Origin of the sequence: Ruminococcus sp. SR1/5 (genome assembly GCF_000209835.1) — a bacterium.
GTDB classification, from domain to species: domain Bacteria; phylum Bacillota; class Clostridia; order Lachnospirales; family Lachnospiraceae; genus Blautia_A; species Blautia_A fusiformis.
The window spans coordinates 2,755,975-2,781,242 of record NC_021014.1; the positions used below are offsets into that span (position 1 = coordinate 2,755,975).

Below are 25,268 nucleotides of genomic sequence, written 5' to 3' on the forward strand. Positions count from 1 at the left end.
ATTTTCTCCTGTTTCATATTTATATTTCATTTTTACCCTGTTATCATTCCGGAGGAAGGCTCACCCGTGCCCCTGTATCAACGCAAAAACACTCCTGCTGATTAACAAAAGAAGTCCCCATCCGAGTTTCTTCTGCATGCTAACGCAGCAAGAGTGTTACCAACTTCTGTTCTGCCCCTGACAGATCAGATAATGTTCAGTACGATTGACAGTACAAAGAAAATAACTCCCATGATAATGGTACCTCTTACAAGACCACCTTCCATGGAACGGCCCTTATTCTTACCCCAGTAAGTATCAGCTACTCCGGCGATAGAGCCAAGACCCTGCTGCTTGCCCTCCTGCATCAGTACGACAACAGTCAGAGCGATACAATCTATTGCATAAATTACAGTCAGAATAATCTTCAAAATGTTCACGCGGTTACACCTCCTAATCAACTAGAGGTTATTTTACCATAGCTAAACCGGGATTTCAACCATTTTCCGTTTATTTTATGCAGGGCTTTTTCTGAGATTTTTTTGCAAAAGGATCTTTATATCTTCCAAGAGCTCCGAGCTGTTCGTGGATCCGCAGAAGCTGATTATACTTGGCGTTCCGGTCCGAACGGCAGGGTGCGCCTGTTTTGATCTGTCCCGCCCCACAGGCAACTGCCAGATCTGCGATAAAGGAATCCTCTGTTTCCCCGGACCTGTGAGAGATCACTGCACGATACCCGGCATGCTGAGCCATCTCCACCGCATCCAGAGTTTCCGTGAGAGTTCCGATCTGGTTTACCTTGATAAGGATAGCATTGGCAACATCAAGTCCGATGCCACAGTGCAGCCGTTTGATATTGGTGACAAACAGATCGTCACCTACCAGCTGGATCTTTTTCCCCAGGTGTTCCGTCAGATATTTCCAGCCTTCCCAGTCATCCTCCCAGAGACCGTCTTCAATGGAAACAATGGGAAATTTTTCCACCAGTTTTTCATAATACTCTGTCATCTCACCGGCATCCCGGTAGATCTTTTCTCCTTTCATGCGGCTCTCCCCAGGGAAAAAGTATACGCCCTTTTCCTCATCATAAAGCTCGCTGGAGGCTGCATCAATGGCAATGGTGATCTCTTCTCCTGGCTTATATCCTGCTTTTTCTATGGCATGAACGATCAGGGTAAGCACTTCCTCCGAATCTGTAAGATCCGGAGCAAAGCCGCCTTCATCTCCAACCGCTGTGGAGAGTCCTTTTTCCCGGAGAAGAAGCTTTAAGTGCTGATAGACTTCCACACACATGCGGATCCCCTTTTCCAGACAGCAAGCTCCTGTTGGCATGATCATAAACTCCTGAAGATCTACCGTATTGTCCGCATGCTTTCCCCCGTTTAAAATATTCATCATCGGTACCGGAAGCTGCATGGTATGACAGCCGCCCAGATACTGATAAAGAGGAAGCCGAAGGGCCCCGGCTGCTGCACGGGCTGCTGCCAGAGATACTGCCAGCGTGGCATTGGCTCCTGCACTGCTTTTGTTCTCCGTTCCGTCGGTTTCGATCAAAAGATGATCGATCCATGCCTGGTTCAGGGCATTCTCTCCGATAATGGCATCTGCCAGACGTGTATTGATATTTTCCACTGCTTTTTTCACACTCTGTCCCAGATATTCCTCCCGGTTTCCGTCCCGCAGCTCCACAGCCTCAAATTTACCTGTGGATGCTCCGGACGGCACCATGGCTCTTCCTGTGTATCCGTTAATCCCCACAATTCCTTCACCTACCGTCACTTCCGCTTCCACCGTAGGATTCCCCCTGGAATCAAGGACCTGTCTTGCATGAACTTTTCGAACAGGCAGATAACGTAGCATAAGTTTTTCCCTCCTTGAAAATAATAATACTGTTTATGATCTCCTGCGCTTTCTGATTTTCTTCTTATGTTCATGAGGGTAGCTTGTCCGAAAAGGTTTTGGTCTATACGGGTTCTGTTGATAAAAGCGAGGATATTACACTAATTTACGTATACGGTAAATGCTTACGTAAACGATAGAATCTGAGTACCTTGACAAATATTAGGCCGCTTTCAGCGGCCATATCATTTTTCAACTGCTTTCTTAGACTTCCGGATATGTTCAGGCAAAGACGCAGACCATGGAAGAAGTTCCGTTAGAAAGTCAGTGCTTTTATCCTCTGCATGCTTTGGAATCTCTGTCAGCAGATATTCAAAATAAGCAAAAGGCTTCAGATCATTCGCTTTTGCTGTTTCTGCGATACTGTAGATGATTGCTGAACTTGTTGCTCCGTTGATCGTATCAATCATCTCCCAGTTCTTCTTTCCAATACAGAAACCTCGGATTGCACGTTCACTGGCGTTATTATCGATTTGAACATCACCATCGTCCAGAAACACTCTAAGATACCGTTCCTGATTTAAAGCGTAGGTAAAAGCTTCCCTTGTTTTTCCGCTTTTTGGAGCTTTAGTCTCATTTTATTTTAGGTACGCAAAGAAAGCATCCACTAGTGGTTTCACCACCAGTTGACGCTGGGCAAGCCTTTCTTCTGATGAAAGACCTGCTAGTTTTCCTTCTTCCCGGTAAATGGCTTGTATCTGTTTTATAAACAGATGCAGGATAGATTCTTTCTGATGAGCTTTTGGGATGACTTCTAACGCATCATAGAAGCGACGTCTGCAGTGAACCCAGCATCCGGCAATCCTCAGATCTTCACGCTCTTTTTCAAGCGTATGATATACCTGGTATCCATCCGTAACACAGATCCCAGTGTAATCCTTTAAAAAATTTCTGGGATGTGATGCATTACGCGTCTTCTGGTATTCATAGAGGACGATCTGACGCTCCGGATACATAAACCCTGACCGGTAGACCCACATGTAACTCTTGCTTCCGGCAGAACGTCCGTCTTTATTGACGAGGACCGGAGTTTCATCGGCCTGTATTACGTGATAATCATACAGAAGCTTATGTAGATAGTCATACAAAACTCCCAGATATTCTTCTCCCAGCCGAATCATCCAGTTTGCCATGTTCTGTCTGGTGATGGAAAGACCATACCTCTCGAATTCCTTTTCGAGACGATACAAAGTCACCGCATTTACATATTTACCGTTTATGATTGCTGCTGCGAGGGACGGTGAAACAAGACTTCCACGAAGCAGATTCCGAGGATGAGGAGCCTTTACCATATGTTCATCAAGCTTGCTTGAATACACACCGATATGATGTTCTTCTATCTCGACGCGGGCCGAAACAAATTTATAGCACCTTGAGACAGCGTCTGGAAGCTGTTTCTATCCATTCTCACCGAATTCGGCTGTCAGTTCCTCTTTGCTCATGTAATGATCGATACGGTTGACAGGAAGGGATGCTATGTCAGCAGCTTTTTTTCCAGGCTGTTTTTCTTCTTTGGCATTTTCGGTTCCAGGTCATCTGGTTCTGGTGCATCCAGATCGCAGACAGCTTCTGCCTCATTAAAGAACACGATCGTTCCATCAACCTCCATAAAACAGATCTGCTCTGGATCGGACATCTTTTCACTGGATCTTCCGAAACGGTTCTTTTTGGAAAGGATCAGTTGTTCCATCATAAGCTGCATCTTGTCATTTAATGACTGTGTCTGTCTGGTCAGTTCTTCCATTTGTTCCTGCATGCCCAGGAATAGATGTATCAACAATTCTTTGTCAAGTTTATTCAGTTGTTCTTCTGTGTACTTAAATGCCATAACCGGAACTCCTGTCTTTATACTGGTTCTGATTATAACAGATTTTTTGTATTATCCACAGCAGACAAACCAGTTCTTTGCTGATGCATCCTGCCTGGTCTGCCTGTTTATGGACAACCTTTAGATTTAAATGTACAGCCTCTGTTCAGATATCTTTTTGACTTTTTTATTTTCAGCATTCTGCACAAACTACGTGATACTTGGCGTTTCTTTTAACTCTTCAATTGGATACCGGGCAACAATCTCAAGTCCCTGCATCAGCATACGATACTGGTCTTTAGTGATAGACATTGCTTCATCTGCAGAGCGCGGCCATCGGAACGCACCATTATCAAGCCTTTTATACATAAGAAGGAATCCATCGCCTTCCCATAGTAAAGCTTTGATGCGGTCAGATCTTCTTCCACAGAACAAAAATAATGTGTTTTTATCATATGGATCAAGTTTGAACTGAAAGCACACGATTGTTGCCAGGCCATCAATTCCACGCCTGAGATCTGTGAATCCCATGGCAAGATATACTTTTTTGAAACCAGAAGCATCCGCATCATTCAACATGACTAAACGCCCCTATAAGATGACGCAGCATTTCCGGTGACACACCAGAAAATATATCTGCTGAAAGTCCCTTAGTATTTTTAATGCGTATTAAAGGAACTGTATCATCGGAAGTAACTGTTTGCGGAATTTTGGGGAGTTCGGCTGAAGCAGTCGTTGAAACTGGTAATTCTACAAAAGCAGTAGCAGCCGTCCCTTGTACCTGCTCCAGACATACTTCACGGACACGACGAAGACGGTAGTAATAGTTTGCTTTTGTAAGATTATTCTGGGCACACCAAGTCTCAACATCCATTCTTTTCGGTCGACTTTGGCAGTCGCGGATCTGCTCCGCCCACTGTTGGAGTCTGACCTGCTGAGCCACAAGGCTGGTTTGTGTAGCCATAACATTCCTCCTGAGCATAGCCAGTTAAAAAAGTTGAATACTAAACTTTTTTACTATTTGATTTTGTTGAGTATAATTATGGCACGAGTTTACAGGTATGAAAAGGTACTTAGGTTCTACCGTTTACCATCTGTCCGGACTGCCACACCGTAATATTCCGTCTCAGAGAGGGAGTTCGAAAAGTTGTCCATTTCGTGCTCCCTCTATTTTTTTAGAGAAATTATTAAGTTTGTTTGTAATGGATATTTGTGGCACTGGAAGTAGAAATTTTATTTGCTCTTTCTTGTTGTCTGCATTTCCACGAGGTATTGCTATATATAGCTATATTTTTTAGTATGTAGTCATATGATGAACGGCTTGATCCTGGAACAATGTGATAATCTCCATCAAAACTAGGGTATACTAGATATTCAGCAGAATCTGTCCCTAGTAATTTTTTTGGATTTCTGGTTTATACAAGCAGTTTATATCATCTGCTAATATTTCAAAAATCTCTTTGGCAGAAGTTGCGTTTACATTATCATATCCATAATCTCTATAGATAAAATCGTAATGATTATTCCAATCATTTTCAATCCATATGGTACAATGTGTTGAAATTCCATTGTGAAAATCAGTATATAAATACCAAAGATTTCCCTTATCAGTTATAAACTTTTTGAGTTCTTCTTCTAGTTCTCTTCGGTTATAGCCGATTTCTGTAGTATTTGTTTGAAAAGATAGCTTCATTAACTTCTTTCTTCCAAAGTTAGTTTCAGGGATAATTTCTTTTGCAAAATATATAATAAGCAGAACAATTCCAATTACTAAATATGTTACTGAAAAACTTGTTGAAGTACTAGTATCTATTAATGAAAACAGACCTACTATAAGTGATAGTCCCCCTAAAACACCAATCATATATTTTTTCTCCTTTTTATGTTTTCAATGGCAAACTACTGGATCACGATATTAAAAAATAAGTATTGTTCCGAAGATTTATTCGAATTTGATACGTAATTTTAGAGTTTCTAAAATATCTGAACGAAAATACATAAATTTTTCATGTAGAACAGTTTTTTAAAAAACTTTGTGTCAATTTGCAACCTGCCGTTTACAAAGAAGGCATTAGTCTAGCTAATTTATTGTCTATTAATAATCAGGTTTAAAAATCTTGCAATACATATCTACAGCATTTGACATGCAATACGCTTTTTCCACTTTATCTTTTTCGCTTTCGGAATAAATATATGAAAAAAAGGATATATATCTTCTTCTGAAAAAGATAATGTTGTAAGCTTCGTATCAAACGAATATAACTCTAATTCCTGCCCAATAAAGTTTCGCATATAATCTTCTATATCGTACGCAAAATCTAATTGGTAATTCACATCTTCATCCACACAAACCTCCGATGTTCCGCCACAACTATATAACAGAGCCGAAGCATTTAAAACCATTTCTCCATCTTTTGTCTTTAATTGGAGACAATTCGCCATATTATAATCTTCATCACGATATTCATATCCATCCTCTGATGCGAAATCCGTATATGTGATTCCAGAAATCCCCATTTGCTCATTTGAAATGTGATAACATTTTTCCCCAAAATGATACACATCAAATGCCTGTATTACCATATAGTTCTCATCATATTTTTCACTATTAAAATCCAGTTTAAGCTCATCACTATTTCGAGTCTTCATACCAAAATGTAAAATGTTATCGCTATCATCAATATATCCTATTAAATCTCTGGAAAAATTTTGTAATAGTAATTCGTCGACCGCTCCTATTTTCCCATTCTCCCAATCAAATTGATTCATATAAAAACAATATTCTGCATTTTCAGACATCCAAGTTCCCGTATAATCATATTGCGTTGGAATAAAACGTATGTCTTCATAATCAATTTGAAAGTTATTCACGTCCCACTCCTTATTTCCATTCTTGGAATACAAGCCACAGTCAATTACGTAACTTCCTTCATATGTAAAATTATCAAACTCGGTTGTAGTTTTTACCCATACTGTTTTGCTATCGCCATCATCCTTTTCTTTTACTAGGGACACATTATCCACATATCCCTGCAGATAATCATATACTGGATCTTTTTCACTAATAATTTCCCCAATAGTATCCTCTTCTAATTTTGGATTTCCAATACATCCGGATAGCATAGTTCCTCCAATCAGCAATAAAAACAGAGCACTTTTCTTCTTCATACCTTTTCTCCTTTATCTTCAGTTTTTTATCTTGAGATTTACCTATTGTTGGAATTTCTTTCTCCATATTAACTTGTGCTTTTTCCACAAATATCGGATTATTCCCAAAAGAAGACATCTGCAGACTATTTCGACTCTTTTCTTTTAAATCCGACAACTTTTCACATTCATTGTTTAATACATTGACTTCAGATTCTAACATATGTATATTTTTTCTAACTCTTTGCATCTTTCTCTATATTCTGTATCATTCATACTACTTATCCCTTCTTTCCTTTCCGCAAAGCGGGCATTTATTATTTTTATTGGAATACACCTGTCCACAGCAGCACTGATGATTTTTCCCGATATTTTTTCTATACACATCACCATATTCGAATTCGCGAATCTTGCACTACGCAGTTCATCAACAGAATAATCACTGTATGCTGAAAAACCACTTTATATACCATTTGACGTCCATTTTAGAATTCTCAATTTTTATAACTGGCATATTCGGTGCCGTTTTATTTCGTTCACAACTCGGAATCTCTTTTTGTATAATCTTGCTGTAATTATCAATTTTCAGTCCCAAACTCTTTTTCTTTTTTAATAAATTTTCTTTTTGATATTCCAGATGTTTTTGTTTTTGTAATTTTTTATTTATATCAGTTTGATATTTCTTTTGAGTATCATCATCTAACCCATATATAGCTGATTCTCTACTTTCACTCTTCACATTCTCATTTATAATGTTTCCACAGAACGGACAAAACGAACCACCTTGAGACACTTCTTTTCCACATTGTGAACACCTTTTAACTTTTGTCATTTTCTCTTCCCCTTTATCATTTATTTAAAAATCTCTCAACTACATAATTTAGCATCAGACATGCCAAACAAAATATCCGTCATATCACAAATCCCGTTATATTCAAAACTAAGCTCTCTGATTCCGCTTACATCTATATTAAAATCGATCCGACAATTATCTGCATTTAACTCTGAATTATCATATATTACATTTCCATCGCCTATTAATCTTATATGTGCAAATCCATCTTGAATCTGATCTGCAGGAAAATACCAGGTTCCCGTAAGTCTTGAATAATTTTCTCCTAAATACCACGCATCGCACGTACTGTATTCTTCTGTACCAAACGGATCAGTGACAAAAGAATACTCTATTGCATTTCCATAAGTATTTCCCTGAATATCCATTCCAGCCGTTTGCTCATTTCTCCAAGAACGGTTTGTTTCCAATAAAGGCATCAAATTTAATGACTGTTCTTCTGGTGTTTCCAATTTAGCAAGCTCAATCTCATTTAATCCATCACCGTTTTTTACTACAATGTTTCCTTTTTCCGTTGCTATTGCCAAATCACATTTCGTTGCCTCCGTAATCATACTTCCATAAAAATCCATAACCGCATAATAATTTTGTCCGTCAGTACCTTCCATATTTAAAAGAACGAGATATTTTTCTCCACATATACTTACTTTTAATGTATCAGACCACCCATGCCAGAACTTATCAGCATAATCCGGATTGTAAATGTCGTAAACTTCTGCTGCAGCAACATCATATATATAAAACTCTTCTCCATCATAAATATAAACAGCCTGCTTTCCATCCGCATATACAAATTCAAAATCATCAGGTCTCAATATTTTATCCTCGGTAATAAAATCTGTAATACCTGTATTTTGGTAATTTCCATCTTCGTCGATTTTATAAATTCCATACAATTGATCTCCATAGGATTCTCTGGCTCCGCTCACCGCACATCCATTATAAAAATGAAGATTATTAAAATTAACATTTATATCCAATTTCAAAAATTCCTGCGTCTTAGTATTTAATAACGTAGTGGTCTCTCCATCCGACAAAGCGAATATTCCATCTCCTGCATAATAGGATGATTCCAAATATTCATCATAGGCCTGATATTCTACAGTCCACATTCTCTCAACACAGTTATACACACCTAAATATATTCCTTCTGATGAAAAACCATTTTTTTCATTTCTTACCAGAACTAAACTATCTCCCTCTACCAGAATATCCGTAAATTCGATTTGTTGATCTTTTAGAATCTGATACGTCGAAGATCCATAAACATTAAAAACTCCCAAAAAAATTCCTGTCATTATCAAACATATTTGTACTATTTTTTCATATTTATATCCATTCCTTTCGCTTCACTCAGGCAAAAAACGTTATGAAAATGTTTTCCTGAGTTTTTCTTTATAATTCTTCTTATAGGGATCTCGGTATACTACAAATCACGGGGAGGTGAGTGGGCTGTCCGGCTTGCCGGATGACCGTATTTTTATATGTGTAGTCCGCCTTTTCAAGCACAAATAAGTGTGACTTTGAACACGTAATCTCATCTTTGTATAAACAATCTCGTTTATGGCTTAGGCGTTCAGTCAATGCCGTTACTCCCTATAATTCTCTGAACCTCACGGTTCCGAAAGGAATCCCTATGACTTTAAAAATCGTGTACAAAATCTGCTGTGGCATTGATATCCACAAGACTTTTGTAGTTGCCTGTATTGCTTCTACTAACAATAAAGACATCACTTCTTATATGGTACGTATATACCTACTATGTGCTAAACTTTGATTATCCATGGATACCTCCGTTGTCTTTTATGTGGTTTGCTAGACCCACATTCTAATTTGATACTACATTTATCGCTCCTTGTGTCCACGAGTCTCCCCAGTTCTGCTGAGGGTTTGAGATTGTTTCAATCAATACTTTTTGTGTAACTGCAATGAAGCAGTCTAAGAGTGTAAAGTATATAAAAGCGAACACTCTTATGGGCGAAATGGAACAGGCACGTATCAAATCCACAAATCTGGATTACCTGAATAAGCTGACCAAGCTGGATCTTCTTGTGATCGATGATTTTGGCCTTATGGATCTCAATCTTGATAAATGCCGGGATCTTTTTGAAATCCTTGACACCAGGGATGGAAGAAAATCAACTGTAGTCATCTCACCGTTTCCAGTCAGTACATGGTTTGATATGTTTGCTGATAATACCTACGCTGATGCGTGCCTTACACGAATCACAGATAAACATCATACATATCGTCTGGAGATGAACGGTATAAATATGCGTGAAACAGAATGATATCATCTAGCGGTACTTCGTACCGTTAAAAATGGAATAGCCGTTCCGCAGTAGCGGAACTGGCATTCCGTTTGAGCATAATTTGCACCTCTTCCCTATTTTACTGTGATTATTACTTTTACATTTTCATATGTTTTTTTCTGTTACTTGTAGTATTTCTATAATATTTCAAAGTGCTTGTTTGTTTAATCCATTTATCAGTTATCTGTTTCCATTTTTTTAATGAAATTTTTTTCTTGTTATATAAACATTTGTATTGTACATTTCCATTTTTTACTCCATTTACATGCACTAAAATTCAGTGATGAAGTTTCTACAGTTGTTAAAGTGAATATACTTAATAATATTATAATAAAATACTTTTTAATCTTTCTCATCATATCCCTCCCTTAATCATCATCTTGCTTTCGTACAACTGTTGAATCACTACGCACTCTCATGAATGAAACTGCATCCAAACTCCCGGAATATCCTGTCGTTATGGCTATGAAAGGGGTTGGAACTTCACTTGGTCCTCAGTTGATGGCTGAGATCGGAGATGTTTCCCGTTTCACTCACAAAAATGCTATTACTGCATTTGCCGGTGTAGATCCTGGTGTTAATGAATCCGGAACCTATGAACAAAAAAGTGTTCCTACCTCAAAACGAGGTTCCGCTGATCTTAGAAAGACTTTATTTCAGGTAATGGATGTCCTGATTAAAACGCATCCTCAAGATGATCCTGTTTATCAGTTCTTAGATAAGAAACGTGCTCAAGGCAAGCCTTACTATGTCTATATGACTGCAGGTGCTAACAAGTTTCTAAGAATCTACTACGGACGAGTGAAAGAATATCTTTCATCTCTTCCAGAATCTTAATTATCCACTAATATTTTCAGACCAGCACTGGTGTGGTGGTCTTATTTTGATACCCAATTTTCAACCTGTATAAAATTTTCAATGTTCTTTCAATTTAGCCTTGACTTTTTATTTGCAGGCTCAATTTACTCTCTTACCACATTGTCCACAGAATCTGAGACACCTCTCTTCCACATTGCAAACATCTTTTTATTTTATCCATTTTCTCTTCCCCCCTAATACCTAATATGATGAATTTTTGTAACTTTAATTTTACCATACTTTTTCTTTTTTTAGTCATTTGCATAAACAGACATAGTAAAGTACATAATTAACCATTTACTATTTCTACAAGCATCAGTTTTTAAATTTTTCATTTATCATAGATTTTTTACTTGAATTTTTACTATTAATTGAAAAATTGTGTTATAATACTTTCAAAATCACTTATTTCAAGGAGAGATTCCTATGCTGAAACTCGCAATATGTGAAGATAATGACATTCAATGCAGACAAATTCATACATTATCCTGTTCTTCTCTTGAAATTCCAGTCGAAATTGATACCTTTTCTTCGGCCACTGATTTTCTCAATCAAATTTCCAATGAGCAATGTCCTTATCATATTATTCTCATGGATATTGAACTTGGATCTGAATCTGTGTCTGGAATCAAACTTGCTCAGAGAATCAATTTATTAAATCCGAATACACAGATAATTTTTATCAGCCAATATCTGCAATATGCATCTTCTGTTTATGAAACAGATCATATTTATTTTGTTTATAAACAGCAAATGGAAGAATATCTTCCTAAAGCACTTTCTGCTTCCTGCCGCAAACTGAATAAACTCCGTCAACAGTATTTTTGTTTTAATTATCAGTCCCGAGATTACCGTCTCCTTCGATCCGATATTTTTTATATGGAGCGAAAACTACGAAATACTGAAATACATACCAAATCGCAGATTTACTATTGTCGTGAAAAAATTCCGATTCTTATCGAACAATTAAAACCTGATTTTTGTATATGTCATAAAAGTTTTGCGGTCAACATAAATACCATACATACTTTCAGCCATGCTGGCATTGAACTTTCTGATGGAACCCATATTCCTGTAAGCCGAAACTATTACCAGGCAACTAAAGATGCCTTTGCACAATTGTTACTCCGAAATTCAAGTGAGGTTCTGTAATGTTAAAAAACCTGTTATTTGCAATGCTTATTGCTGCATATCATTCAACTATGCCTGTATATTGTTTCATGCAGCTTTTTCCCAGACGAATAAATTCAAAAGCGAAAGCTTTTGTCCATATTTTAGTTTGTTTTGTTTTGCTGTCTTCTTTTCATATGCTCAAAATATATGGACACAATAACGAAATGACGATGTTAACACAAATAGTCATGTTTCTGAATCTTTTTTCTTTATTCAGAGGCTCCATTAAAAAAAGCTGATAGCTTACTTTATTATTCTTTTTACCAGCATATTAACTGAACTTCTGGCATTGAATATTTACATACAAATTTACAACCGGTTTATTCACCAGCATACATATACTGCAATAAATATTTATTCTCTATGCACTTTCCATGAAAAGCTGATCATACAATTGCTCATTTTTTCTTTTGCTTATCTATTTTATAAAAATGTTTTCTCTCTTTTACGGGAATGTATAAATTATCTGAAGTTTACTTTACTGCTGTTTATTATTCTTCCTATTTTCCTGCCCCTGATTGCAACAGAATTCCTACAGCATTATAAATTCAGTAACCAGTTTATTCCTGTTATTTTATATATCACTTGCTGCTGTATAAGTTTTCTTTTATTTATACATGGTCTTAAATCCTTAGAACAAGAGCAGATAAATTTCAAACAGAATCTCCATAAAATGGAATTACTGAAAAAACAAATGGAAGTATCAGAAGAAATGAAACAAGAATACATTAAAATCCGCAAATGGAATCATGATATAGAAAACCATCTGTTTTCGTTAGCTTATCTTATAGATATGAAAAAAACAGATGCAGCAGAAAAATATTGTAATTCTGTGTTAAGCAATAACATAGACCATAATAATCATACATCAGTCTGTAAATCACTCAATCAGGAGGATTCGATACTATGACTTTTAAACAAAAAATAATTTTTATTATATCTTTAGCTCTTTTTTCAGATATTTTATCTTCTGTCGAATTATACCGGACAATATTTGAATTCATTTTTTTACTGACCTGCCTGACTGCAGCTATCTTATGTTACAATTTATATCAGCTTTTAATGCAGCTTTTTACAAGCGAAAAAGTAGAAGCAGAGCTTAATCTGTTAAAAAAGCAACAACTTTTAAACTCTGAACATCTGTTATTAATGAATCAACAGGAAGCCACCTCACTTAAAGCCCAGAAACAATTTTCAGAAAATCTCCAGTCAATACAAAAACTTCTGCATGAAAATGATTGCGAAAATGCACAGAAACTCGTTTACGAGGTCCTTGAAGCTTTCCAGCGTGACCGCTTTCATCCTTATTGCGAAGATAATCTTATTCTTGCCATTCTGGAATCCAAACGACTGTTTGCTCAGCATTTAGGTATCCATACAGACTACAAGATTTTTCTTCCTGAAAAATCAAATATTCAGTCCTCAGATTTATGCAGTGTTTTATTTAACATATTAGATAATGCTATTGAAGCATGCCGTTCTTCTGAATCTGCGGAACCATATCTTTCCCTGTCCTTGACAACCTCTAAAGGATTTATTTCTATCCTGGTTAAAAATAGTAAAAATCCGCAAACAGTATTTGATCATACTACTACAAAAAAGATTCTTTTAATCACGGATTAGGACTTTCTATTATTGAAGATATCTGCCACAAGTATGACGGAAGCTGGCAATGGCATGACTATGGAAATACTTTTGAATCTGTCATTCTTTTGCGCTATTAATAAAACATCTATTTATTTTTCCTGTATTGTTGACGCTTTAATATTATCTGATTATTTTGCATGTATGGCTGTTATTATATTTCTCTTTTAATTTATTTTTATTATTTTTCAAATTTAGTATTGACATTTTCTATTTTATCTGTTATAGTTTAACCATCAAATAAAACAAACGGAAAACAAAAAACTAAATCAAAAAGGAGCGTGAACCCACCGAAAACATAACTTACTTTCCATAATCTAAGAAAGAGAGGTACAGTCCACCAGAAGATTTAAAGATTTTCCATCATAATTAAAACAAGGAGGTACGGACCACCGAGAACGTAAATTTTAATTCCGTATAAGTTTTAAATCTAAGAAATGAGAGGTATATTCCATTGGATAATGAAAATTAAAAGAGTCATCGGCAGAAGAAATCAATCGCTGATGACTCTTATTTTTGCTTATTTTGACCTCTGTCTCACAGACATGATCTCATGATCTTCTGCCTTCATATCTTCTTCTCTGTGTTCATAAACATATTAATAACTCCACTTTCTCTGAGGTTCCCATGAAACAAAAACACATCTACCGTCTTATTTTTTTCTTTGTCATGGCTTTTGCTCTTGGCAGTCTTGTAGGAAAGATCTATTCCCATTTTACTTGCGACCCACGATCCGATCCGAATTCTGCCAAAAACAGCCAGACCTCTTCTGCTTCTATGACATTCCAAAATGAAAACTGGGGGCTCGGTTTTCAGGAAGAAGGCAAACGGCCCACAGGAAATGCTTCTATGGAAGAATTAAAAAAATACAATGCCTGGTATGCAGCCGATAGCGATGAGAAAAAAATCTATCTTACCTTTGACGCAGGCTATGACAATGGAAATATGCCTGCTCTTCTGAACGCCTTACATAAGCATCAGGTACATGCCACATTTTTTGTTGTGGGGACTCTGATCCGTGAAAAACCGGAACTGATCCGTGAGATCGTAGATGCAGGCCATACCATAGGCAACCACACCATGACACACCCGGATATGTCCGGCATCTCCACAAAGGAAGCCTTTCAGAAGCAGCTTGAGGATGTGGAGGTTCTTTATAAGGAAGCCACCGGAAAAGAAATGACAAAATTTTATCGCCCGCCCCAGGGCATTTACAGCGTGGAAAATTTAGAGATGGCAAAAGAGATGGGATACCACACCTTTTTCTGGAGTCTGGCTTATGTGGACTGGTATCAGGATAAGCAGCCTTCGAAAGAAGAAGCTTTTGAAAAGCTTCTGGGACGGATCCATCCGGGTGCCATCGTGCTGTTGCACAGCACCTCTTCCACCAATGCTTCCATTCTGGATGAGCTGCTGACAAAATGGGAAGAGATGGGATATACCTTCGGAACATTAGAAGAACTTGTGGCATCGGGATCCGCCTGAAAAAATCGCACATGATCCATGCATCCTCAGTGCCATCAACACTGTTCTTCCCGCTTTTTGGATTCTCCAGATAAGCACACAAAAAATCTGCCCCGGGACTATGTTCTCATATGTTCCGGAGCAGATTTTTCTGTGCTATTGATTTCAGAAGGTGTTCTTCTTATTTAATTGTCTTATTTACTGGACAGCCTTGAATGCCTCATCAAGATCCTGGATGATATCATCGATATTCTCAGTTCCGATAGAAAGACGGATCGTGTTTGGCTTGATTCCCTGATCAAGAAGCTCTTCCTCTGTGCACTGGCTATGTGTTGTAGTAGCCGGATGGATAACAAGGGATTTCACATCTGCAACGTTTGCAAGAAGTGAGAACAGCTCAAGGTTATCAATGAAATCTTTTGCCTTCTGTGCATCTCCCTTGATCTCAAATGTAAAGATGGAACCGCCGCCGTTAGGGAAATATTTCTTATAAAGCTCCTGCTGGCTTGGATCTGTGGATACAGACGGATGATGAACCTTCTCTACCTGCGGATGATCATTCAGATACTGTACAACCTTCAGTGCGTTCTCAACATGACGCTCTACACGGAGAGACAGTGTCTCAAGTCCCTGCAGGAAGATGAAGGAGCTCACCGGAGAAATTGTTGCTCCTGTGTCACGAAGAAGGATCGCACGGATCTTTGTAACAAATGCAGCCGGTCCGCATGCTTTTGTGAAGCTTACGCCATGATAGCTTGGGTTTGGCTCTGTAAGAGATGCAAATTTGCCGGATGCCTCCCAGTCGAACTTACCACTCTCTACGATCACACCACCAATAGTAGTTCCGTGGCCACCGATGAATTTTGTTGCGGAATGAACAACGATATCTGCGCCGTACTCGATCGGTCTTACGAGGTATGGTGTTGCAAATGTATTATCTACAACAAGCGGAATTTTATGTTTGTGAGCGATTTTTGCAAGAGCCTCAATATCTACAACATCAGAATTTGGGTTTCCAAGAGTCTCAATATAAACAGCTTTTGTGTTCTCCTGGATCGCATTCTCCACTTCCTCGAGATTGAATACATCAACAAATGTTGTTGTGATTCCGTATGCCGGAAGCGTATGCTCCAGAAGGTTTGTTGTACCGCCGTAAATATTTTTGGCTGCTACAATGTGATCTCCCTGCTGTGCAAGATTCTCGATCGTGTATGTGATAGCTGCTGCACCAGATGCTACTGCAAGTGCTGCGGAGCCACCCTCAAGTGCTGCGATCCTCTTCTCGAATACGTCCTCTGTCGGGTTTGTAAGACGTCCGTAAATGTTACCGGCATCTGCAAGTCCGAAACGTGCTGCTGCATGATCGCAGTTGCGGAATACATAGGAAGATGTCTGGTAGATTGGTACTGCTCTTGCATCTGTAACCGGATCCGGCTGTTCCTGTCCTACGTGAAGCTGTAATGTCTCAAATTTGAATTTTCTCTGATCTCTTGTAATTTTGCTCATGTGTTTGTCCTCTTTTCTTTTATTGTTATATTCGGTAAAATAGTAATTTCTTATCTTATGATCATCTGCCTATCAGCGACAACAACACATTCGCTTTTCTTCGATAAACACCCTTGTTGACTTCTGTAAAACCTTCATGATTTCCTCCTGATCATCACGTTGCTCACCTTGTTTTGTGTGCTCCGTTTTTTGATGATGCAATCATATCACCCTTTTCCTAGTATGTCAATGGGGTTTATCTATTTAGGTTCTCACCTTTATTTATGACTGGCTATAGATTTTATTTATAACGCCACCACCTACAACCTCATCTCCGTCATACATCACTACAGCCTGGCCTTTTGTGATGGCTCTCTGCGGTTCATCAAATTTCACATGAAGGATGCCATCCGGTGTCTGCCATGCAGTGGCAGGCTGCTCTTTGTGACGGTAACGGATCTTGGCAGTCACTCTTTTCGGCTCAGTTAAGCTGTCCACAGAGATCAGATTTACATTGTCTGCCTCCAGTTCACTGCTGAAAAGATCTTCGTTGTCCCCGAGAACTACCGTATTGGTCTTCGGAGAGATCTCACAGACATAAAGACGGCTGGCCGCCGGAATGCCAAGGCCGCGGCGCTGGCCGATCGTGTAATGGATGATTCCCTTATGGCGTCCGATATAGTTTCCCTCTTTATCTACAAAATCACCCTCCGGTGTTTTTTTGCCTGTGTACTTCTCAATAAATTTCGCATAGTCGCCGTCCGGCACAAAGCAGATATCCTGACTGTCATGCTTTCTGGCATTGATAAAGCCATGTTTTTCGGCAATGACACGAACTTGGTCCTTCCGGAGACCTCCAAGCGGAAGCTTTACATGTGCCAGCTGTTCCTGGGTCAGCATATAGAGAACGTATGACTGATCCTTTGTATCGTCCACTGCTTTTTTCAGAAGGTAGCGGTCCCGTTTCTCATCGTACTCCACTCTTGCATAATGTCCGGTTACAATATAATCGTAGCCAATCTCCTGCATGCGGTGAAACATTTTATCAAATTTCAGATATCGGTTACAGTCGATACATGGATTAGGGGTGCAGCCGTTTTCGTAGGCATCTACAAACCTGTCCATAACCTCTGTATGGAAATCTGCGGTAAAATTAAACACGTAGTAAGGCATATCCATCTGATAGGCTACGCTTCTGGCATCCTCAACATCGTCCAGGGAACAGCAGGTCTTTTCCCTGTGGACACCGATATCTTCGTTGTTGTAAAGTTTCATGGTAGCGCCGATGCACTCGTCACCGGATTCCTTTGTCAAAAGAGCTGCCACGGAGCTGTCTACACCGCCGCTCATTGCTATGATCACTTTTTTCATTTATATCTTAACCTTTCCTGATGATTGATGATTTCTCAACTTTGCAGTATGTATTCTCTTACGGTTACTGCAATTTCGCATTTATTATAATATGGCAGTTATTCTTTGTCCACGATTTTTCACCCGGAACCTTTGCTTTGCTTCTTTCCTGCAGGCTCTCTTTGGTATATAATAGAAAATATTTTTCAGAAAAGGATGTGACTATATGAATCTTTCCCTGTTTTCCACGCTGCGGGGTTACCGTAAAGAATATCTTCCCAAAGATATTTTCTCCGGCATTATCATAGCAGCTGTTTCCATCCCTATCTCCATGGGATATGCCCAGATTTCCGGGATCCCGGCGGTATACGGACTGTACGGTTCTGTTCTGCCGATCCTTTTGTTTGCTCTATTTTCCACTTCAAGACAGTTTATCTTCGGAGTTGATGCGGCACCTGCTGCCATTGTAGGTGGTGCACTGTCTACTCTTGGCATTGCTGCAGAGTCAGAAGCTGCCATGGATTATGTTCCTGCCATCGCACTTTTTGCAGGTCTGTGGCTGTTTATCTTCTTTCTGCTTCACGCAGATAAGATCGTGGACTTTATCTCCACACCTGTTATGGGCGGTTTTATCAGCGGTATCGCAGTTACCATCATCCTGATGCAGATCCCGAAACTTATGGGAAGTCCTGCAGGATCCGGAGAGCTCCTGGAACTGGCAGAGCATATCTTTGCTGCTGCCAAAAATATCAGCTGGCTTTCCCTCTTCATGGGGCTTGGTGCTCTGGTGCTGATCCGCACATTTAAAAAGCTGGCGCCGAAATTCCCCATGGCTATCGTTATTATGGCTCTGGGTGTTCTTTCCACCGTTGTTTTTCATGTGGACGAAAAAGGCGTAGTCCTCCTGCAGTCTGTAGAACGTGGACTTCCCTCCCTGGTGATCCCGGATTTCGGAAATGTTGATCTGACCCAGGCGGCAGGCCGCGGTCTTATGGTTGCTGTTGTCATTATGGCAGAAACTCTTCTTGCAGAGAATACCTTTGCGTTCCGCAATGATTATAAGCTGAACGACCGTCAGGAAATCCTGGCCTGTGCCGCCGGAAATATTGCTGCCGCCGCAGTAGGCTGCTGCCCGGTAAACGGCAGTATCTCCCGCACCTCCCTCAATGAACAGTACGGTGGAAAATCTCAGGCGGTTTCCATCACTGCCGGGATCACCATGGCTCTGATCCTTCTTTTCGGCACCGGTTTTATCGGATATCTTCCGGTTCCTGTACTGACAGCCATTGTGATCTCTGCTCTGATGGATGTGGTGGAAACCCATCTGGCTGTACGTCTTTTCAAAGTAAGCCGTACAGAATTCTACATCTTCATGGCTGCCGGTTTCAGTGTGCTCTGTCTTGGAACCATTTATGGGGTTATCATTGGTATCCTGCTCTCTTTCGTAGCTGTGATCCTGAAGGCCACCAACCCGCCGCGCTCCTTCCGTGGTATGATCCCTGGAAGAGATGCTTATTTTGATCTGTCCAAAAACCGTTTCGCCTACCCTATTAAGGGCGTTGTGATCTACCGTTTCAGTGAAAACCTGTTTTTTGCAAATATAAAGATTTTTCAGGAAGATATTGAGAACAGCATCCGAAAAGACACCAGGGTAGTGATCGTAGATGCCAGTGCTATCAACAGCATTGATATCACAGCAGCAGACCGTCTGGATGCCATCTCCGCAAGCCTGAAAAACGTGGGATCCGTTTTTACCTCACAGAGCATTCCACCCAGATCAATGACCAGCTGCGTCAGTTCGGCATCGGTCATATGATCAAGGACGGTATGGTCCGCCGTACCATTCTTGCTGCTCTGCATGACGCAGGGATCGAAGCCCCTTATGAACTGGATGTTCCAAAGGAAGACGAGACAAAGCTTCTGCGCCGCAGTATCGCTTTTCTTCCGGCAGAGGAAGAAAATACCCTGGAAGAGTTCGCCTGGGCTTTTGGTGATGATGCAGTAAAAGAGATCGAAGAATCTGTCCATCACATTATTGAACAGCTGCATCAGATCCCGGATATCCAACGTCTCTCCGAAGAAGGTCTGGAAGAGCTTCTGGATAACTGGCATGGGCTGGGTGTTCTGGATGAGGATGAACTGCTTCGAAGAATTGAATTACATATGGATGAGCTGCCTGAGGAATTAACTTCCGACCGGAAACTGATCCTTCATCTTCTAGAAAAGCGCCGTGGCAAGCTGAAAGAAAAAATCCTTGCCGAGCATCCGGAAGTCCTAGAACGGCTGGAACAGCGCCGGAAAAAGCTGGAAGAACGGCTGGAAAAGCAGAATCCGGAAGCTGTTCAGAAATGGAAGCACTGGAAGGAAGAGCATCTCAAAGACTGATTTCTGCATACATCCCCTTTCCAGGTCCATGATCAGATTGCAGGGTTTCCTGCATATTTCTCACAGATATTGATAAAATCCTGCATCACGGCAGAAGGCCTGCGATCCTTTTTCCAGGCAAGAAGGATCCTGGTCTTCAGCTTCTCTTCTTCAATGATGCGGATCGGAAGATCTGTACAGAGATCTTCCATGGATCTTGGAAAAACGGCGGTTGCAAGACCTTCCTGCACCCAGAGCATGGCGTCTCTGGGATCATCGCAGACACAGAAAATATCCGGCTGGAGATTTTTTCTCCAAAGGCTTTCATCAGAAATTCTTCGTACCGCCGGTAAATAATGAGAGGGCATCCAGTCAGCTCTTTAAGGCTGATGCCCTCTTTTTTTGTCTCATTTTCCGGGATCTCCGGAGGAAGGACCGCGATCATGGGTTCCTCATCCAGTTCCAGATAATTTAAACCTTCCAGCTTGATAGGTGTACGCACTACCGAAACATCAATGATCCCATCCATCAGATAATTCAGAAGTGTAAAGGTGATCGCATCCCTTACCTCAAAGTTTACATCACAATTTTCCCTGGAAAATCTGGAAATATAAGGCATAATGGTGGTCACTGTGGTTGGCGTGATCCCGATACGTAAAACCTGTTTTTTCCCTGCTTTGGATACTTCCAGTTCTGTGGAACGAACGTAGCTCAAAATGTTCTCTGTCCTGTCATAAAGAAGCTTTCCGGCTTCTGTCAGTGTCACGCCTGCCCTGGTCCGCTCAAAAAGCTTCACCTTCAGCTCTGCTTCCAGCTGCTTGATCTGATAGCTCAGCGGCGGCTGGGACATGTTCAGTCTCCTTGCGGCTTCATTGATGCTTCCTGTTGCTGCGATCTCATGAAAATATTCCAGCTGTCTGATTTCCATATATAAATCCTTCTTTCTTTATCTGGTATATAACACAGGCAAAACCCATCTACTGCTTATTGCTTTTCGCTGTCCCACAGAGTACTTTCTTAATTCGGTTAAAAAATACTATATCTGCAATGCTTTGTAAATACTATGAATATCTTTCCCATGCAATTATCCGAAAAACCATACTTCTATCATCCCACAGATTTCCGTCCCAGGCAATAGCAAAATTATATTATCATACATTAAAAACAATATTATACGTATTATCTCCATAGGAGTATAATAACAGAGGTTTATTATAGAAAAATAAGGAAACGGAGGAAGAAAAAGAAATGCGAACACTTGCAAAATATCTTCAAAACTACAAAAAAGAAAGCGTTCTGGCTCCTTTTTTCAAGTTTCTGGAAGTTGTATTTGATCTGCTGGTGCCTGTCGTCATCGCCCAGATCATCGATGTGGGAATTGCAAATAATGACCACGGCTATATCGTTCAGAAGTTTTTTATCCTGATACTGATGGCTGCTGCAGGACTTGCAGTCAGCATTACTGCACAGTTTTTTGCTGCAAAAGCCAGCGTAGGCTTTGCCACAGAAGTGCGTCAGGCTGTATTTGACCATATCCAGAAGCTTTCCTATACGGAGCTGGACACCCTTGGCACTGACACGCTGATCACCCGTCTTACAGACGATGTCAATCAGGTACAGAACGGAGTAAACATGGGACTCCGTCTTCTTCTTCGAAGCCCGTTTATTGTTCTAGGCTCTATGGTAATGGCTTTTACCATCAATGTACGCTGTGCACTGATCTTCGCAGTTGCCATTCCGGTACTGTTCCTGGTTGTCTTTGTGATCATGTTTTTAAGTATCCCGCTTTTCAAAAAAGTACAGGGACGTCTGGATTCCGTCACCCGTCTTACCAGAGAAAACCTGACCGGTGTCCGTGTGATCCGTGCATTTTGCCGTGAAGCTGATGCCGTTGCGGAGTTTGACGAAAGCAATCTTGCACTTACCAAACTGAACGAATTTGTCGGAAAAATCTCTGCACTTTTAAATCCTGCAACTTATGTACTGATCAATATCGCAACAGTAATCCTGATCCAGACTGCAGGTGTACAGGTAAACCTCGGAAACATGCAGCAGGGTGAAATAGTTGCTCTTTACAACTATATGGCACAGATGATCGTAGAACTGATCAAGCTTGCGTCCCTGATCATCACCCTGAACAAATCCATGGCCTGTGCGGATCGCGTTGCCGGAATCCTGAAAGTCGATTCCACCATGACTTACCCGGACAAAGCTTCCTTACCGACTGTGGAAAGCAGTGACTATGCAGTCGCTTTTGACCATGTGAGTTTCTCCTATGCAGGAACCGGCGCACCTAGCCTTTCTGATATCACTTTTTCCGCAAAAAAAGGCTCTACGATCGGAATCATCGGCGGTACCGGAAGCGGTAAATCCACTCTTGTGGATCTGATCGCCCGTTTCTACGACGCAACCTCCGGAGTCATTACCCTCGACGGTCAGAATGTACAGACCTATTCCAGGCAGGAACTCAGGGAAAAAATCGGCGTAGTTCCTCAAAAAGCAGCACTTTTCCAGGGAACCATCCGCGATAACTTAAGCTGGGGACGGGAAGATGCCACGGACGAAGAAATGTGGGAAGCACTTACCACCGCTCAGGCTCGTGAAATCGTAGAGAAAAAGGACGGTCAGCTGGATTTCCGTCTGGAACAGAACGGCCGGAATCTTTCCGGTGGCCAGCGTCAGAGACTTACCATTGCCCGCGCCCTTGTGAAAAAACCAGAGATCCTGATCCTGGATGACAGTGCCAGTGCTCTTGACTTTGCCACAGATGCGGCACTTCGGAAATCCCTTCACCAGCTTGGTGGAAACACCACCACCTTCCTGGTATCCCAGAGAGCAGCCAGCATCCGCCAGGCCGATCTGATCCTGGTACTGGACGATGGTCAGCTTGCCGGAAAAGGAACCCATCAGGAACTGATCTCTACCTGCGAAACCTACCGTGAGATCTTTTTCTCACAGTTCCCGGAAGAGCGTACCAAATATGAAAAAGCGACTGGAAAGGAGGTCCTGGCATGAGTAAAACAGATACAACCGCCAAAAGCAAAAACAGCATGGCAACCTTTTTCAAGGTACTACGTTTCATTGGAAAATACCGTTTTCTTCTCGTATTAAGTGTGATCCTAGCAGCAGTCACTGTAATTTTGCAGCTGTATGTTCCCGTACTTTTTGGTTATGCCATTGATGAGGTCGTTGCTGCCCACGAAGTTGATTTTACAAGAATGGGATTCTATCTTTCCCGTATTCTTGTCATGATCGTATTTTCCGGCATTGCCACCTGGATCATGAGTGTCATCAACAACCGTATGACCTACCGCACAGTACAGGATATCCGTGCAAGATCCATCCGCCATATCCAGAAGCTTCCTCTGTCCTACCTGGACGGACACAGCACCGGTGATATCATCAGCCGTGTCATCGCAGATACGGATATTCTTTCCGATGGTATGCTCCTTGGATTTACACAGCTGTTTTCCGGTGTCATCACCATCATCGGAACCCTGCTCTTCATGTTCTCCAAAAATGTGTGGATTACTCTGATGATCATTGTCCTGACACCTGTAAGCTTTTTTGTGGCGAAATTCATCTCCTCCCATTCCTTCCAGATGTTCCGTGCGCAGAGTGATGCCCGTGGACGTCAGACTGCACTGATCGAGGAAATGATCGGAAATCAAAAAGTAGTTCAGGCCTTTGGTTACGAAAATCGTTCTTCCGAACGTTTTGCTGCGATCAATGAAGAACTCCGTGATGCCAGCCAGAAGGCTGTTTTTTACAGCAGCCTCACCAACCCATCCACACGATGTATCAACAACATCATTTACGCAGGTGTAGCTCTTGCAGGTGCCTTTCTGATCCCGGGCGGTCATCTGACTGTCGGTGGACTTTCCGTACTGCTGGCTTATGCAAACCAGTATATGAAGCCCTTCAACGATATCAGCTCCGTGATCACAGAGCTTCAGAACGCTCTGGCCTGCGCTACCAGGATCTTTGATCTTCTGGAGGAAGAGCCGGAAAGCCCGGATCCGTCCGGAACTCTTGTCGATGTAAAAGGTGCAGTGGATATCCGGAATGTTTCCTTCCGCTACGAAGCGGACAAACCTCTCATTAAAAACTTTAATCTTCATACAGAACCAGGCAGACGTATTGCCATCGTAGGCCCTACCGGTTGTGGCAAGACAACTTTTATCAACCTGCTGATGCGGTTCTATGACGTCACCGGTGGAAGTATTTCCGTGGACGGAACCCCCATCACCGATGTTTCCAGACATGCCCTCCGCAGAAGCTATGGCATGGTTCTCCAGGATACCTGGATCAAGCATGGAACTGTCCGTGATAACATCTGCATCGGAAAGCCGGATGCATCCGATGAGGAAGTGATCCAGGCAGCTAAAATGTCCCACAGCTGGGAATTTATCCGCCGTCTTCCAAATGGCCTGGATACCATTCTTTATGAAGACAGCTTAAGCCAGGGACAAAAGCAGCTTCTCTGCATCACCCGTGTCATGCTGTGTCTGCCGCCAATGCTGATCCTTGACGAGGCAACCTCCAGTATTGATACCCGAACAGAAATGCTGATCCAGGAGGCATTTGACCGGATGATGCAGGGGCGAACAAGCTTTATCGTTGCACACCGTCTTTCTACCATCCGCAATGCAGATCAGATTCTTGTCATGAAAGACGGAAGCATCATCGAGCAGGGAAACCATGAAGAGCTTATGGCAAAAGGCGGATTCTATCAGAAGCTTTATAACAGCCAGTTTGTGAAGGTTTCTGAGTAATATAAGCTGATTTTTTAACCGAATCAGGCAACTGGATAAATACGGATCGCAAATATCCGCCTGACTTAAAATTCTCCGGAACACAGATTTTCTGTACCGGAGAATTTTTTATACTGTTTCAATGATATAAAAAAATAAACATCTCCATATGATATCTA

Annotated in this window: 23 protein-coding genes and 2 pseudogenes; 10 read left to right on the forward strand and 15 right to left on the reverse strand. The window is 41.0% G+C overall.

Translation table 11 applies throughout. The features are described from left to right. Positions 1 to 185 precede the first annotated feature (185 nt). The 12 genes and pseudogenes from secG to CK1_RS13770 all read right to left on the reverse strand — a co-directional run bounded on the left by secG (position 186) and on the right by CK1_RS13770 (position 8,968). Positions 186 to 419, reverse strand: a complete 234-nt coding sequence (gene secG, locus CK1_RS13725) for a preprotein translocase subunit SecG (protein WP_021652956.1) — start codon at positions 417 to 419, stop codon at positions 186 to 188. A 70-nt stretch (positions 420 to 489) separates the two neighbouring features. Continuing rightward, positions 490 to 1,839: a phosphopyruvate hydratase gene (gene eno / locus CK1_RS13730; RefSeq protein WP_015526790.1), complete on the reverse strand. Its 1,350-nt coding sequence runs from the start codon at positions 1,837 to 1,839 to the stop codon at positions 490 to 492. Between the two features lie 224 nt (positions 1,840 to 2,063). Continuing rightward, entirely contained in the window at positions 2,064 to 2,288 is a 225-nt protein-coding gene (locus tag CK1_RS18450; RefSeq protein ID WP_330591163.1) for a transposase domain-containing protein, read from the reverse strand. A 33-nt stretch (positions 2,289 to 2,321) separates the two neighbouring features. Next, positions 2,322 to 3,218 (reverse strand): annotated as a pseudogene (tnpC, locus tag CK1_RS18455) (IS66 family transposase); the annotation flags it as partial. Between the two features lie 134 nt (positions 3,219 to 3,352). Next, positions 3,353 to 3,706 (reverse strand): IS66 family transposase, encoded by a 354-nt coding sequence (locus CK1_RS18460; RefSeq protein ID WP_015526792.1) that lies wholly within the window; start codon positions 3,704 to 3,706, stop codon positions 3,353 to 3,355. 189 nt (positions 3,707 to 3,895) lie between these two features. Continuing rightward, positions 3,896 to 4,264 carry an IS66 family insertion sequence element accessory protein TnpB gene (gene tnpB / locus CK1_RS13740; RefSeq protein ID WP_015526793.1) on the reverse strand — a complete coding sequence of 123 codons (369 nt, stop codon included), beginning with the start codon at positions 4,262 to 4,264 and terminating at the stop codon, positions 3,896 to 3,898. Beyond that, entirely contained in the window at positions 4,254 to 4,649 is a 396-nt protein-coding gene (locus CK1_RS13745) for a hypothetical protein (RefSeq protein WP_015526794.1), read from the reverse strand. Before CK1_RS13745 ends, tnpB begins: the two co-directional genes overlap by 11 nt. A 426-nt stretch (positions 4,650 to 5,075) precedes the next feature. Then, a complete protein-coding gene (locus tag CK1_RS13750) occupies positions 5,076 to 5,549 on the reverse strand; it encodes a hypothetical protein (protein WP_015526795.1) in 474 nt (157 codons plus the stop codon). Between the two features lie 266 nt (positions 5,550 to 5,815). Next, positions 5,816 to 6,853, reverse strand: coding sequence for a hypothetical protein (locus tag CK1_RS13755; protein ID WP_015526796.1), 1,038 nt, complete (start codon positions 6,851 to 6,853; stop codon positions 5,816 to 5,818). Beyond that, on the reverse strand, positions 6,747 to 7,055 hold the full coding sequence (locus CK1_RS13760; protein WP_306288934.1) for a hypothetical protein: 309 nt from the start codon (positions 7,053 to 7,055) through the stop codon (positions 6,747 to 6,749). Before CK1_RS13760 ends, CK1_RS13755 begins: the two co-directional genes overlap by 107 nt. Before the next feature lie 216 nt (positions 7,056 to 7,271). Continuing rightward, the gene (locus CK1_RS13765) at positions 7,272 to 7,664 is read right to left on the reverse strand and encodes a zinc ribbon domain-containing protein (RefSeq protein WP_015526797.1); all 393 of its coding nucleotides are present in this window, start codon (positions 7,662 to 7,664) and stop codon (positions 7,272 to 7,274) included. A gap of 35 nt (positions 7,665 to 7,699) precedes the next feature. Then, positions 7,700 to 8,968 (reverse strand): hypothetical protein, encoded by a 1,269-nt coding sequence (locus CK1_RS13770; protein ID WP_306288935.1) that lies wholly within the window; start codon positions 8,966 to 8,968, stop codon positions 7,700 to 7,702. 621 nt (positions 8,969 to 9,589) lie between these two features. Between CK1_RS13770 and CK1_RS13775 the strand changes: the two genes are divergently transcribed. The 6 genes from CK1_RS13775 (at position 9,590) to CK1_RS13800 (ending at position 15,157) form a co-directional block, all read left to right on the forward strand. Beyond that, the gene (locus CK1_RS13775) at positions 9,590 to 9,976 is read left to right on the forward strand and encodes an ATP-binding protein (protein WP_306289108.1); all 387 of its coding nucleotides are present in this window, start codon (positions 9,590 to 9,592) and stop codon (positions 9,974 to 9,976) included. A gap of 480 nt (positions 9,977 to 10,456) precedes the next feature. Beyond that, complete coding sequence (locus CK1_RS13780) at positions 10,457 to 10,834, forward strand: IS110 family transposase (protein WP_015526799.1); 378 nt, start codon at positions 10,457 to 10,459, stop codon at positions 10,832 to 10,834. Positions 10,835 to 11,281: 447 nt separating this feature from the next. Continuing rightward, on the forward strand, positions 11,282 to 12,007 hold the full coding sequence (locus CK1_RS13785; protein ID WP_015526800.1) for a LytR/AlgR family response regulator transcription factor: 726 nt from the start codon (positions 11,282 to 11,284) through the stop codon (positions 12,005 to 12,007). 694 nt (positions 12,008 to 12,701) lie between these two features. Next, positions 12,702 to 12,938 carry a hypothetical protein gene (locus CK1_RS13790; RefSeq protein ID WP_288787926.1) on the forward strand — a complete coding sequence of 79 codons (237 nt, stop codon included), beginning with the start codon at positions 12,702 to 12,704 and terminating at the stop codon, positions 12,936 to 12,938. Continuing rightward, a complete protein-coding gene (locus CK1_RS13795; RefSeq protein ID WP_015526802.1) occupies positions 12,935 to 13,651 on the forward strand; it encodes a GHKL domain-containing protein in 717 nt (238 codons plus the stop codon). Before CK1_RS13790 ends, CK1_RS13795 begins: the two co-directional genes overlap by 4 nt. A gap of 648 nt (positions 13,652 to 14,299) precedes the next feature. Next, positions 14,300 to 15,157, forward strand: coding sequence for a polysaccharide deacetylase family protein (locus tag CK1_RS13800; protein ID WP_015526803.1), 858 nt, complete (start codon positions 14,300 to 14,302; stop codon positions 15,155 to 15,157). Between the two features lie 177 nt (positions 15,158 to 15,334). On the opposite strand, the gene CK1_RS13805 is transcribed toward CK1_RS13800, so the two are convergent. After that, complete coding sequence (locus CK1_RS13805; protein WP_015526804.1) at positions 15,335 to 16,642, reverse strand: O-acetylhomoserine aminocarboxypropyltransferase/cysteine synthase family protein; 1,308 nt, start codon at positions 16,640 to 16,642, stop codon at positions 15,335 to 15,337. Positions 16,643 to 16,903: 261 nt separating this feature from the next. Then, positions 16,904 to 17,992 carry a tRNA 2-thiouridine(34) synthase MnmA gene (gene mnmA / locus CK1_RS13810; RefSeq protein WP_015526805.1) on the reverse strand — a complete coding sequence of 363 codons (1,089 nt, stop codon included), beginning with the start codon at positions 17,990 to 17,992 and terminating at the stop codon, positions 16,904 to 16,906. A gap of 205 nt (positions 17,993 to 18,197) precedes the next feature. On the opposite strand from mnmA, the gene CK1_RS13815 reads away from it, so the two are divergent. Together CK1_RS13815 and CK1_RS18470 are read left to right on the forward strand one after the other, a co-directional pair. Then, on the forward strand, positions 18,198 to 19,787 hold the full coding sequence (locus tag CK1_RS13815) for a SulP family inorganic anion transporter (protein ID WP_015526806.1): 1,590 nt from the start codon (positions 18,198 to 18,200) through the stop codon (positions 19,785 to 19,787). After that, complete coding sequence (locus tag CK1_RS18470; RefSeq protein ID WP_015526807.1) at positions 19,784 to 20,356, forward strand: hypothetical protein; 573 nt, start codon at positions 19,784 to 19,786, stop codon at positions 20,354 to 20,356. Before CK1_RS13815 ends, CK1_RS18470 begins: the two co-directional genes overlap by 4 nt. A 32-nt stretch (positions 20,357 to 20,388) precedes the next feature. On the opposite strand, the pseudogene CK1_RS13820 reads toward CK1_RS18470, so the two are convergent. Continuing rightward, a pseudogene (locus tag CK1_RS13820) lies at positions 20,389 to 21,263 on the reverse strand (LysR family transcriptional regulator). 320 nt (positions 21,264 to 21,583) lie between these two features. Here CK1_RS13820 and CK1_RS13825 point away from each other — a divergent pair. Both CK1_RS13825 and CK1_RS13830 read left to right on the forward strand, forming a co-directional pair. Beyond that, positions 21,584 to 23,350 (forward strand): ABC transporter ATP-binding protein, encoded by a 1,767-nt coding sequence (locus tag CK1_RS13825; protein ID WP_015526810.1) that lies wholly within the window; start codon positions 21,584 to 21,586, stop codon positions 23,348 to 23,350. Next, complete coding sequence (locus CK1_RS13830; protein WP_015526811.1) at positions 23,347 to 25,110, forward strand: ABC transporter ATP-binding protein; 1,764 nt, start codon at positions 23,347 to 23,349, stop codon at positions 25,108 to 25,110. The genes CK1_RS13825 and CK1_RS13830 overlap by 4 nt, the downstream gene beginning before the upstream one ends. Positions 25,111 to 25,268: the final 158 nt, after the last annotated feature.